Origin of the sequence: Pseudomonas lini, assembly GCF_030812475.1 — a bacterium.
Taxonomy (GTDB): domain Bacteria; phylum Pseudomonadota; class Gammaproteobacteria; order Pseudomonadales; family Pseudomonadaceae; genus Aquipseudomonas; species Aquipseudomonas lini_A.
This window is the reverse complement of sequence record NZ_JAUSSR010000007.1, coordinates 232,348-244,810: the sequence shown is the minus strand read 5'-3', so window position 1 is coordinate 244,810 and position 12,463 is coordinate 232,348. Positions and strand designations below refer to the sequence as shown.

The window sequence follows — 12,463 nt, the reverse complement described above, 5'->3', positions numbered from 1 at the left end:
TGTTCGGAAGACCATTGCGACATCCGGACTTTTCCGACATAAATACTAGGACTTTGTCCCGCGCGTCGATTGGCGTAAACTGCGCCCAAGCCTGCGAGGAGTTTCCATGACCGCTATTACCATTACCGACGCCGCCCACGATTACCTGGCCGATCTGCTCTCCAAGCAGAACACCCCGGGTATCGGCATCCGCGTCTTTATCACCCAGCCTGGCACCCAGTACGCCGAAACCTGCATTGCCTACTGCAAGCCGGGCGAAGAAAAACCGGAAGACACGGCGCTGGGGCTGAAAAGCTTCACCGCTTACATCGATTCGTTCAGCGAAGCCTTCCTGGACGACGCGGTAGTCGACTACGCCACCGACCGGATGGGCGGCCAGCTGACCATCAAGGCACCCAATGCCAAAGTACCGATGGTCAATGCCGACAGCCCGATCAACGAGCGAATCAACTATTACCTGCAGACCGAGATCAATCCGGGGCTGGCGAGCCACGGCGGTCAGGTCAGCCTGATCGATGTGGTCGATGACGGCATTGCCGTGCTGAAGTTCGGCGGCGGCTGCCAGGGCTGCGGCCAGGCAGACGTTACTTTGCGTGAAGGCATCGAGCGCACGCTGCTCGAGCGTGTTCCCGAGTTGAAGGGTGTTCGGGATGTGACCGACCACACGCAGAAAGAAAACGCCTACTACTAAGGTGTTCGCTGCGACATGAAAAAACGGCACCCGTGAGTGCCGTTTTTTTATGGGTGAAATTCAATGGCCCCATCGCGAGCAAGCTCGCTCCCACATTGGATCTGCGGTGTACACAGATTTTGTGTTCAACGACAATCCCCTGTGGGAGCGGGCTTGCTCGCGAAGAGGCCGCTAAGGTCGATACAAATGCGCATGCCCGGCGCGATAAAGGGATGACTCACTGAAGTGATCACTCCCCAACACCCGACCCACCAGAATCAACGCCGTCCTGCGAAACCCCTTCGCCTCGACTTTCCCGGCAATATCCTCAAGCGTCCCCACCACCCAATCCTGATCCGGCCAGGTCGCCCGGTGAATCACTGCGATCGGACAGTCCGCACCGTAATGCGGCAACAATTCGACCAGGATCTTCTGCAGATGATTGACCCCCAGATGGATCGCCATGGTTGCCCCATGCTGCGCCAGACTGCCGAGTTCTTCGCCTGCGGGCATGCTTGTCTTGTCGGCGTAACGGGTCAGAATCACGCTCTGTGACACGTCCGGCAAGGTCAGCTCCGCACCCAGCAAGGCCGCACAGGCCGCTGTCGCGGTAACGCCGGGAATGATCTCAAAGGCAATGCCGAGTTCACGCAGGTAGCGAATCTGCTCGCCAATGGCGCCATACAGGCTCGGATCGCCGGAATGCACCCGTGCCACATCCTGGCCCTTGGCATGGGCGCTCTTGATCAGCTCGATGATCTGCTCCAGGTGCAGTTCGGCGCTGTTCACCAACTGTTCGGCCTGATGACCTTCGAGCACGGCGGCGGGCACCAGGGAGCCGGCATAGATGATCACCGGGCAGCAGCGGATCAGCCGTTGGCCTTTGACGGTGATCAGTTCCGGGTCGCCGGGACCTGCGCCAATGAAGTAGACAGTCATCGTCGGTTCCTGTGAAAAAAGGGCCAGGGCAAGGCTTCAGATGAAGATTGCTCATGATCGAAAGCGGGGATTATCGGGGATTTTATGCAGCGCCAGCCAACGCCAGGGTGGCCTGGGCATATTTCTGTCGCGAAATCAGCAGTTTCGCCGGCGCCTGGGCCAGTTGTTCGGCAAGGGCCAGCGCGGCACTTTCCGCGACGCCGTAACAGCCAGTGCGTTCGAACGCGATGTCCGAGCGGTGGCTGAGTTGCGGCTGATAACCGGCCAATTGTTCGCTGCTGAAGTACATCAGCGGCAGTTCGAGCTGTGCTGCCAGTTCGATAAGGCCCGGTTCATCGCGCTTCAGGTCGATGCTGGCCAGGGCCTTGACCTGGCGTAGCTCGATACGATGAGCCTGCAGCGCCTGGTCGAGCAACGCGCGCAACGTGCTGACGGGGCAGCCGCGCTGGCAGCCCAGGCCGACCACCAGGGTCGGCGCGGTGCTGTTATCCGTCATGCGTGGTATTGGCTATCGCTTTTGCGGCGGAACAACCAGGCGCTGACCAGGCCCAGGGCCAGCCAGAACGCGACGTTGGTCAGCTGCGAAGCGATTTTGAACTGCGACTCGAGGGCTTGCGGCGCGAGCATGGAATGCACTTCCGGTTGTGGCGCGCCTATCACGTGAGGCACGGCAAGGATCGCGACGCCCAGGACCTTCATCAGCCAATGACGGCTGAACACGATCAGGGCGATGCCGGCCGCGGTGGAGGCAGCGGTGCCGATCCACCAGATCTGCCGTTGCGCCAGATCGGCCGCGGCCGTCCCCGGCAGTTCAGGCGGCAGACCCAAGGTTGGCGCGAGCACGAAGGTCGCATAGCCGGCCAGGCCCCAGAGCAGACCCTGAGAGGTCTTTGTCGGCGCGCGCAGGGTGTAGAGACCGGCGAGCATCAACGCGAAACCGACCGCTACCACCAGGTTGCCGCCGGTGGTCGACAGCACGCGCTGCCAACCGTCTTCGGGCTCCCAGGCCTCGGCGTCATGGCTATGAGCGGCGACCGCACCCGCGGTGTGTTCATGAACTTCAACCGCCGCCGGCGCGGAATTTTCGTAGGTCTCGGCCTGCAGAATCAGCGGCGACACCCAGAAACTTTGCAGCAGGGTCAGCAACAGGGCAGCCAGCAGCCCGGTGAAACCTGCGGTTTGCGCGATACGCTTGATCATGTCGGCAGGTCTCAATGGCACGGGAAGGCGGCGCTGTGACGGGTATCGTGCGCGGCATTGTGGACCGCTTCGATGTGCGAGAAACCGGCGAAATATACCAGGCTTGCGCCAAGGATCGACGCAAACATCGCGGCGGTCAGGCGTTGAGTCAGGGTCGTGGTGCTGCTGGCGGTGCTCTTGTCTGTGTTGCTGCCGGTGCTGCTGATGATCGACATGGCGCTTCCCTCTGGTCTGTCAGCGGGTGAATAGAGCGCATGGAAAAACCCTGCGCATCGGGCGCACAGAGGCTCAACAGCGCCCGCCCACCGCGGGTTTGTTATTCGGTGACGTAACGTCCACCAGGTGTTGCGGGCCGGTCTCCGGGCTCACGAGGGGTGCAGGCTGTCGCCTGACCTTCAAGCGTCACCTTCCCATGCCGAACTGCTGGCACAGTGGATCTGACGCTTCGCTCGCTTACCGTTGCGGGGGCAGCACCGGACTGACATGGCCTTGAGTAAAGCACATGATTCACCGGTTTCCCGTTTCACCCTGTGAAGGGCACCCGTAACAAGGCGTGTAGGAGAGCATGGGCGGGGGTTGGGCGTCAATTGGCAGGGGTTCTCATTCGAGACCGAGGCGCCCCCATCGCGAGCAAGCCCGCTCCCGCAGTTGACCGCGTTCCAATGTGGGAGCGACGGTGCGGCGATCCGACTTGCTCGCGATGGGGCCGGTGCGCAAGCCACAAGACATTGACCCACCCCCACACCATGCGTAGCCTTGCGCTTTCGAGGTTCTTCGGTGTCTGCCGAAGCTAAGAAGGGAACGCGGTCGATGCCGCGGCTGCCCCCGCAACTGTGAACGGTGATGTTCGCTGCCACGCCACTGCAACCCTGATTGATCAGGTTCGCGGGAAGGCGCAGCAAACGCCAGTCGAACGATTGGCACGCCGTCAGCCAGGAGACCTGCCTCGACACAGATTCTCACTACAACCGGGCGGGGTGATCCGGTGGCGGAACTCTTGCGCGCGTGCACCTGCCGCTGCGATTGTCGTCCCGTATGCCCGCCACCTTGCCAAAGGGCATCCGATGAAAACACTGGCCAAACTCCCTGTCACCATCGTTACCGGCTTCCTCGGCTCGGGCAAGACCACCTTGCTGCGGCACATGCTGGACAACGCCCAGGGCCGTCGCATCGCTGTGATCGTCAACGAATTCGGCGAGCTGGGCATCGACGGCGAAATCCTCAAGCAGTGCACCATCGGCTGCACCGAGGAAGAAGCCAGCGGCCGGGTCTATGAACTGGCCAACGGCTGCCTGTGCTGCACCGTCCAGGAAGAGTTCTTCCCGGTGATGCGCGAACTGGTGGCCCGTCGCGGTGACCTCGATCACATTCTGATCGAAACCTCGGGCCTGGCCCTGCCCAAACCCCTGGTGCAAGCCTTCCAGTGGCCGGAGATCCGCAGCGCCTGCACCGTTGATGCGGTCATCACCGTGGTCGACAGCCCGGCCGTCGCCGCCGGCACCTTCGCCGCTTTCCCGGACCAGGTCGACGCCCAGCGCAAACTCGACCCGAACCTGGACCACGAATCGCCGCTGCACGAACTGTTCGCCGACCAACTGGCCAGCGCCGACCTGGTGATCCTCAACAAGGCCGACCTGATCAGCCCTGAAGACCTGGCCCGTGTGCGCCTGGAAGTCGCCGAAGAACTGCCGCCTGCGGTGAAAGTCATCGAAGCCAGCAGCGGCCGTCTGCCACTGGACGTGCTGATCGGCCTCGGCGCCGGTTCCGAAGAACACATCGACAGCCGTCACAGCCATCATGATCATCACCATGAAGGCGAGGACGATCACGACCACGACGCCTTCGATTCGATCTCCATCGAACTGCCGCAAGCCGACGAAAGCCTGCTGCTGGACGCCCTGACCCAACTGGTGGTCCAGCACGGCATCCTGCGCGTCAAAGGCTTCGCGGCGATCCCGAACAAGCCGATGCGCCTGTTGATCCAGGGCGTGGGCACGCGCTTCGACAAGCATTTCGACCGCAAGTGGGGTGCCGAAGAAGCACGTACCACGCGCCTGGTGTTGATCGGCCAGGAACTGGACGCGGCGTTGCTCGAAGCGCAATTGCGCGCCGCACTCAGCGTCTAGTCCATGCACCTGCTCAGGACCCAGCCCGGCGGTTTCGTGTCGGATGACAATATCGCCGACCTTGGACAGACTCCCGCCGAACTGGTGATCCTGTGCAGCGGCGACTCCAGCCTGGCGCTGCTCGCCGAAGCGGCGCAGCAGTTGCCGGACGATTACCCGAGCGTGCGCCTGGCCAACCCGATGCAGGTGCAGAATCACGCCTCGGTTGACCTGTACGTCGACGAAGTATTGCGTCACGCCAAGGTCATCCTGATTTCACTGCACGGCGGCATCGCCTATTGGCGCTATGGCGTCGAGCAGTTGGTGGCACTGTCCGGGCGCGGTGTGCAGCTGATCCTGGTGCCCGGCGATGATCGTCCGGACCCGGAACTCAGCGACCTGAGCACTGTGGCTGCCGAAGACCGCGACCGACTCTGGCATTACCTGCGTCAGGGCGGCATGGCCAACGCACTCGACCTGTTTCGCTGCCTCGCCAGTCGATGGCTGGGTCGTGATTACGCCTGGGCGCCGCCGCAAACATTGCCGCGCACCGCGATCTACCATCCACTTCAAAGCCCCGCCGCACTGAAGGATTGGCAAGCCGACTGGCAGGCCGATCAACCGGTAGCGGCCGTGTTGTTTTACCGCTCGCACCTGCAGGCGGCGAACACCGCTTTCATCGACGTTTTCTGCCAGCGGTTGCAGGCGGCAGGGCTGAACCCGCTGCCGATTGCCGTGGCCAGTCTGAAAGAGCCCGGCTGCCTGGCTGTGGTCGAGGACCTGCTGGATGAAGTCGCTGCCGGGGTGATTCTCAACACCACCGGTTTTGCCCAATCCAGCCCCGAAGCGCCGCAGCTGCGACCGTTTCGTCGCAACATTCCGGTGATTCAAGCGATTTGCGCCCAGGACAACGAACCTGGTTGGCGCGCCAGCGAGCAGGGCCTCGGACCGCGCGACCTGGCGATGCACATCGCGCTGCCGGAACTGGACGGGCGGATCATCAGCCGGCCGATCAGTTTCAAGGACCTGGCCTGGCGCAGTGAGCGCAGTCAGTCGGACGTGGTCTGTTATCGAGCACAACCGGAACGCATGGATTTCGTCGCCGAACTGGCCCGACGCTGGATTGATCTGGGGCGGGTACCCGATGGCGAGAAACGCATTGCGCTGATCCTGGCCAACTACCCGACTCGCGACGGTCGCATCGGCAATGGGGTTGGCCTCGACACACCTGCCGCGGCGCTGAATATCCTGCGTGCGCTGCATCAAGAAGGTTATCCGCTACCGGCCGAACTGCCAGACAGCGGCACCGCGTTGATCCAGCAATTGCTCGGCGGCGTCAGCAACGACCTTGACACCCTCGACCAGCGTCCCTGCCAGCAAAGCCTGGCGCTGGACGACTATCGGCTGATGTTCGACGCGCTCCCCGCGGCCAACCGCCAGGCGGTGCTGGAACGTTGGGGCGGCCCCGAAAGCGATCCGATGTTCCGCGGCGGACGAATGATGATTGCCGGGTTGCGTTTCGGCCTGACCTTCGTCGGCATTCAACCAGCCCGGGGTTATCAGATCGATCCGAGCGCGGTCTACCATGACCCGGACCTGGTGCCGCCGCACGGCTATCTCGCGTTCTATTTCTGGTTGCGCAACACCTATGGCGCCCACGGCGTGATTCATGTCGGCAAGCACGGCAACCTCGAATGGCTGCCGGGCAAGGGCGTGGGCCTGTCGCAGAATTGCTGGCCGGATGCACTGCTCGGCCCGCTGCCGAACATCTATCCGTTTATCGTCAACGACCCGGGTGAGGGCGCCCAAGCCAAGCGCCGTACCCAGGCGGTGATCATCGATCACCTGATGCCGCCGCTGACCCGCGCCGAAACCTACGGGCCGCTGCGCAATCTCGAACTGCTGGCCGACGAATATTACGACGCGCAATTGCTCGATCCGCGGCGCGCCCGAGAGTTGCAGCGGGACATTCTGCAACTGGTGCGCGCCAGTCACATCGATCGAGAACTGCTGCTGGATGAACGACTCGACAGCGAGGCCGATGCGGCGATCTGGCTGCCGCGATTGGACACCTATTTGTGCGACTTGAAGGAGTCGCAAATCCGCGATGGCCTGCACATCTTCGGCGAGTCGCCGACCGGGCGCTTGCGTATCGATACCTTGCTGGCCCTGTTGCGAATTCCCCGCGGCGACGGGCGAGGGGCGCAATCGAGTTTGCTGCGGGCGTTGGCCAAGGCCTTCGAGCTGGGTTTCGATCCGCTGGATTGTGCGCTGGCAGAACCCTGGACCGGGCCCCGTCCGATTGAACTGCAATCCCTCACCGATGAAGTCTGGCGCACGGTGGGCGACACTCGCGAACGTCTTGAGCTGTTCGCCGCTCAGTTGATCTCGCAGACAGTAAATCCTCCTCAAGCCAACCCCGAACCCTGTAGGAGCAAGCTTGCTCGCGATAGCGGAGTGTCAGGTAAAGCAATATCGACTGACCCACCGCTATCGCGAGCAAGCTTGCTCCTACAGGAAGCAGGTTGGTCTGAAGTGAACGCCATCATCGACAACCTGCGCGAAGTCGTCGCGCCGCGCCTGGATGCCTGCGGCCCGGCGGAAATGCGCGGTCTGCTCGACGCCTTGAGCGGCCGTTTCGTCATGGCCGGCCCCAGCGGCGCACCCAGCCGCGGGCGCCTGGACGTGCTGCCGACCGGGCGCAACTTCTATTCGGTGGATGTGCGCAACCTGCCGACGACCACCGCGTGGCGCATCGGTTTCCAGTCGGCGAACCTGATACTGGAACGGCATCTGCAGGATCATGGCGACCACCTGCGCCAGCTCGGCCTGTCGGTCTGGGGCACTGCGACCATGCGCACCGGTGGTGACGACATCGCCCAGGCCATGGCGCTGATGGGCGTGCGCCCGGTCTGGGCCACCGGCAGCCAGCGGGTCGACGATTTCGAAATCCTGCCACTTGGCTTGCTCGACCGTCCGCGGGTGGACGTGACCCTGCGGGTGTCCGGCTTCTTCCGCGATGCCTTTGCCAACCTGATCCGCCTGTTCGATGCGGCCGTGCAAGCGGTTGCCGCCCTGGACGAGCCGGACGACCTCAACCCGTTGGCGGCCAAGGTCCGCGCCGAGCGTGAAACGCTGCTGCAATCGGGCCTGGATGAAGAGGCGGCTCGCCGCCAGGCCGGGTGGCGCATCTTTGGTGCCAAGCCCGGTGCATACGGTGCGGGCGTGCAGGGTGCGATCGACGGTCAGCTGTGGCAAAGCCGCGACGACCTGGCCGAGGTGTACCTGAATTGGGGCGGTTACGCTTACGGCGGTTCCGACGAAGGCACCGCCGCCCGTGAACAGTTCGCCCAGCGCTTGAGCCAGGTGCAAGCGGTGCTGCAAAACCAGGATAATCGCGAGCACGACTTGCTCGATTCCAACGACTATTACCAATTCCAGGGCGGCATGCTCGCCGCCGTGGAAAGCCTCAGCGGCGAAGCGACGGCCAGCTACCATGGCGATCACAGCCAGCCGGACCTGCCAAGGATTCGCACCTTGAAGGAAGAGTTGAACCGGGTGATCCGTTCCCGGGCGGCCAACCCCAAGTGGATTGACGGCGTGAAGCGCCATGGCTACAAGGGCGCGTTCGAACTGGCGGCTACGGTCGACAACCTGTTTGCCTTCGACGCGACGACGCAGTTGATTGACGATCACCAGTACGCATTGCTGGCGGACGCTTATCTGCTGGACCCGGCGACCCGGGATTTTGTTCGCGAGCACAATCCCCATGCACTGCGCGACATGACCGAGCGCATGCTCGAAGCGCAGCAACGGGGCATGTGGCAGGAACCGGGCGAGTACCGCGAGGCCCTGGAGAATTTGTTGCTGGACATAGAAGAAGAAACCTGACGCTTATCCCCCCTGTGGGAGCGAGCCTGCTCGCGAAGAGGTCATCACAGTCAACATCATGGTTGACTGACAGATTTCCTTCGCGAGCAGGCTCGCTCCCACAGGTACAAGGTTTACCTGCCACCGACCATGACCGAGTATTAAAGATGACCGACACCCCCCATTTCCCCCTCTCCGCCGTGGTCGGCGCCGACGACTTGAAACTCGCCCTCTGCCTCACCGCCATCGACCCGAAAATCGGCGGAGTGCTGATCGAAGGTCCGCGCGGCATGGCCAAATCGACCTTGGCCAGAGGCCTGGCAGACCTGCTCGCCAGCGGTCAATTCGTCACCTTGCCCCTGGGGGCTACCGAAGAACGCCTGGTCGGCACCCTGGACCTCGACGCCGCGCTGAGTGAAGGTCGTGCGCAATTTTCCCCTGGCGTGCTGGCCAAGGCGGACGGCGGCGTACTGTACGTCGATGAAGTCAACCTGCTGCCCGATCACCTGGTGGACCTGTTGCTCGACGTGGCCGCCAGCGGCACCAACCTGATCGAACGCGATGGCATTTCCCATCGGCATTCGGCGAAGTTCGTGCTGATCGGCACCATGAACCCGGAGGAGGGCGAGCTGCGGCCGCAACTGCTCGACCGCTTTGGTTTGAACGTCGCCCTGTGCGGTCATACCGTGCCGGCCGAACGTGGCCAGATCATTCGCCGGCGACTGGATTTCGACAGCGATCCGCAACACTTTTGCGTCGAGTGGGAAAGCCGGCAGCAATCCCTGCGTGAGCGTTGCCAGAAAGCGCGCAGCATCCTGGCAAGCATCCCCCTCGACGATCAGGCACTGGCACAGATTACCGAGCGCTGTTTTGCCGCGGGTGTCGATGGCCTGCGCGCCGATCTGGTGTGGTTGCGCGCGGCCCGTGCCCACGCTGCCTGGCGCGGTGCGAGCGCCATCGCCGGGGAAGATATCGATGCGGTTGCCGAGTTCGCCCTGCGCCATCGTCGCCGGGAACAGGCGCCGCCTGCGCCACCACACAATCAACCGCAGGCCGGCCAGCAAGCCAACCCTGGGGAAGGCCAGGGTCAATGGGGCGAACTGCCCGCCCAGGCCTTGCCGGTCGGGGCCCGCCGTGAAGTGCCGAGCTGGCCAAAAAAGCCCTAGGCATTCGCCCTCGATCTGACGCGGGGGCGAATGCCAGACCCCGGGCCGGACGGTTGGACCACGGCAAGCAAGGCAAGCGACAGGCGGCGCGCAACGGCTCGATCAACTGGCCCGGCACCTTGCTGGGTGGCCGCCCGCGCAAGCGTGATGACGTGCTGTTTCACCTGCGTACCCGTTCTCCCCACGAACTGTGGCTGGTGATCGTCGACGCCTCGGCTTCGACCCGACGCCATCAGGCGTTGAGCGATGCCAAGGGCCTGTTGGCTCAATTGTTCGACGACGCCTACCGCCAGCGCGCCCGCCTGGCCTTGCTGACCGCCAGCGGCCAGGTACCGCAATGGCACGTGCAAGGGTTGAAGGCGTCCGCCGGTTTGCGTACCTGGCTGGATGCCCTCGGAGCGGGCGGCGGCACGCCCTTGCTGGCCGCGCTGGGTGAGGCGGGACGCTGGTTGGCTGCCCGCCGGAAGCGGTTTCCGGCGGAGCGCCAGCGCCTGTTGCTGGTCACGGATGGCCGATTGAAAGACTTCACGATGTTGCCAACCCTTGATTGTCCGGGGCTGTTGATCGACATTGAGCGAGGGCCGATCCGGCTTGGGCGGGCGAAGGTGTTGGCGACTGAATTGGGTGCAGATTATCGGCATATCGACGAGCTGATTCCTGCCTGAGTCTTGTGCTGCCTGAGCTGGCCTCTTCGCGAGCAAGCCCGCTCCCACAGTTGACCTATGTTGTTCACACATATCGAGCTCACTGAGGATTCAATGTGGGAGCGGGCTTGCTCGCGAAGGCATCACCTCGGTCTCGGATCATCTTGTCAACCCGCATCCCAGCCCTATGCTCAATCAGCAACCCCATCACAGGAGTGAACCGTGCGTGTACTAGCCGCCAACCATCAGGACGATTTCCGCGTCAAAGCCTACGCCGGCACCAACGGCGTGCTGTTGGCCATGGACCTGGCCGAACCCCGGCGCAAAGGCCTGCTGGGTTTCGCCATCGAAAAGCAGCAAGGCGACAAGCCCTGGCTGTTCCTGTTCAACAGCCTGACCTTCCCCGGCAAGGTCCATACCTTTCCCCAGTTTCGCGCCACGCCGAGCAATATCGCGCCGTTGCAGAAATTTCGCTGGGCCGATTACGCGGTCAATCCGGGGATGACCCTCCATTATCGAGTCCACCTGGCCTACGGCAGTGCCGATGCTCCGCAATTGGGTGAGTCCCTGGAAGTGACGGTCACCTCCGACAATGGCCAGCCGCAGAACCAAAGTGTGATCTTCAACCGCGCAGTGGCCGCCAGCCAGGCGTTCCAGCGCAAGTTTCCCGACCTCGACGCGTTGATCAGCGCCAACAAGAACCTGCCCATCGAAGCCTGGCCCGATGCCCCGCGACGATGGTTGGAGAACGGTCTTCTCGGGCGCTTGCTGGGTTTTATCGAGCGTGCCGTAGATGCTCGGTGGGCGCTGGACATCGCCATCTACGAATACGAATTGCGGGCCATAGTCGACGCTATCGATGCAGCCTTCGAGCGTGGGGTGAAGGTGCGGGTGCTGTATCACGCAAAATCCGGTGATAAAGGCACCGCCAGAAACGAAGAAAGTCTGGAAAAAATCCCGCAAGCGAGCAAGCGCGGGCGAGTCACCCACAAGATTTTCCACAACAAATTCATGGTGCTGAGCCGCCTCGACGACTCCGGGCAGCATCAGCCTGAAGCGGTGCTTTGCGGCAGTACCAATTTCACCGCCAATGGCGTTTACCGACAGGCCAACGTGGTGCACGTGCTGGATGACGCGCGAGTCAGCACCCGCTATCTGCAGACCTTCGAGCAGGTCTGGGCCAACCCGACAGTGGTCGGCGCCACCCGCAAATGGCTGACGCAACACAACCCGATGGACTCGTTGCAACCCTTGTTCAGCGGGTTCTCACCGCGCTCGGGTCGGGGTGACCTGCAAGCGTTCGTGGAGATCATCAACGCCGCGAAAAAGGACGTGTTGTTCGTGACCGCGTTCGCCTTGCCTGACAATATTCTCAATGCCTTGCTGGGCCAGCCCGAGGACGACATCTTGCGTTACGGCCTGCAAAACACCACCAGCCGCATCACCGGTTTCCACGCCGACCGCACCGCCGAGTTTGCCGCCACCGCGTTGCTCAATACCGGGCTGGAAGGCTGGCTCAGGGAGAACATGAAAGGCCAGAAGGGCAACCTGCTGGTGCACACCAAAGCCGTGGTGACCGACTTCACCAGTGATTCGCCGACGATCATCAGCGGCAGCCACAACCTCAGCGCCGCGGCCAGCAACGGCAATGACGAGAATTACCTGATCATTCGCGGCGACACCGACCTGGCAGACCGTTATGGCTTGGAGCTGCTGCGATTCTACGAGCATTACCGCTTTCGCTACTTCGCGAAAAAACTGGCACTCAAGCAGGTCCGGCCGCTGGTGGCGGATGACAGCTGGACCGATGATTACTACCTTGCGGGGGATTTGCGCAGGTTGTCGCGGTTGCGCTTTTCCGGACGCTGA

Annotated in this window: 10 protein-coding genes and 2 riboswitches; of the genes, 6 read left to right on the top strand and 4 right to left on the bottom strand. The window is 62.7% G+C overall.

Features of this window, described 5'->3' with window-relative positions; genetic code table 11:
- Positions 1-106: 106 nt before the first annotated feature.
- Positions 107-691 carry a Fe-S biogenesis protein NfuA gene (gene nfuA, locus J2W17_RS15580; RefSeq protein ID WP_045057579.1) on the top strand — a complete coding sequence of 195 codons (585 nt, stop codon included), beginning with the start codon at positions 107-109 and terminating at the stop codon, positions 689-691.
- Between the two features lie 171 nt (positions 692-862).
- Here nfuA and cobM read toward each other — a convergent pair whose 3' ends face one another.
- The 4 genes from cobM to J2W17_RS15560 all read right to left on the bottom strand — a co-directional run bounded on the left by cobM (position 863) and on the right by J2W17_RS15560 (position 3,024).
- Positions 863-1,609: a precorrin-4 C(11)-methyltransferase gene (cobM, locus tag J2W17_RS15575; protein WP_307335447.1), complete on the bottom strand. Its 747-nt coding sequence runs from the start codon at positions 1,607-1,609 to the stop codon at positions 863-865.
- Positions 1,610-1,691: 82 nt separating this feature from the next.
- Positions 1,692-2,105, bottom strand: a complete 414-nt coding sequence (locus tag J2W17_RS15570; RefSeq protein WP_307335444.1) for a cobalamin biosynthesis protein — start codon at positions 2,103-2,105, stop codon at positions 1,692-1,694.
- Positions 2,102-2,809, bottom strand: coding sequence for a CbtA family protein (locus tag J2W17_RS15565; RefSeq protein ID WP_307335441.1), 708 nt, complete (start codon positions 2,807-2,809; stop codon positions 2,102-2,104). The genes J2W17_RS15570 and J2W17_RS15565 overlap by 4 nt, the downstream gene beginning before the upstream one ends.
- Before the next feature lie 11 nt (positions 2,810-2,820).
- Positions 2,821-3,024: a CbtB domain-containing protein gene (locus J2W17_RS15560; protein ID WP_307335438.1), complete on the bottom strand. Its 204-nt coding sequence runs from the start codon at positions 3,022-3,024 to the stop codon at positions 2,821-2,823.
- A gap of 118 nt (positions 3,025-3,142) precedes the next feature.
- A riboswitch (cobalamin riboswitch) is annotated at positions 3,143-3,369 on the bottom strand.
- Between the two features lie 190 nt (positions 3,370-3,559).
- Positions 3,560-3,772, top strand: a riboswitch (cobalamin riboswitch).
- Between the two features lie 101 nt (positions 3,773-3,873).
- Here J2W17_RS15560 and cobW point away from each other — a divergent pair.
- The 5 genes from cobW (at position 3,874) to J2W17_RS15535 (ending at position 12,463) form a co-directional block, all read left to right on the top strand.
- The gene (gene cobW / locus J2W17_RS15555; protein ID WP_307335435.1) at positions 3,874-4,935 is read left to right on the top strand and encodes a cobalamin biosynthesis protein CobW; all 1,062 of its coding nucleotides are present in this window, start codon (positions 3,874-3,876) and stop codon (positions 4,933-4,935) included.
- 3 nt (positions 4,936-4,938) lie between these two features.
- Positions 4,939-8,805 (top strand): cobaltochelatase subunit CobN, encoded by a 3,867-nt coding sequence (gene cobN / locus J2W17_RS15550; RefSeq protein ID WP_307335432.1) that lies wholly within the window; start codon positions 4,939-4,941, stop codon positions 8,803-8,805.
- Between the two features lie 146 nt (positions 8,806-8,951).
- Positions 8,952-9,950 (top strand): ATP-binding protein, encoded by a 999-nt coding sequence (locus J2W17_RS15545; RefSeq protein WP_307335430.1) that lies wholly within the window; start codon positions 8,952-8,954, stop codon positions 9,948-9,950.
- 53 nt (positions 9,951-10,003) lie between these two features.
- Positions 10,004-10,615 carry a vWA domain-containing protein gene (locus J2W17_RS15540; RefSeq protein ID WP_307335425.1) on the top strand — a complete coding sequence of 204 codons (612 nt, stop codon included), beginning with the start codon at positions 10,004-10,006 and terminating at the stop codon, positions 10,613-10,615.
- A 201-nt stretch (positions 10,616-10,816) separates the two neighbouring features.
- Positions 10,817-12,463, top strand: coding sequence for a phospholipase D-like domain-containing protein (locus J2W17_RS15535; protein WP_307335422.1), 1,647 nt, complete (start codon positions 10,817-10,819; stop codon positions 12,461-12,463).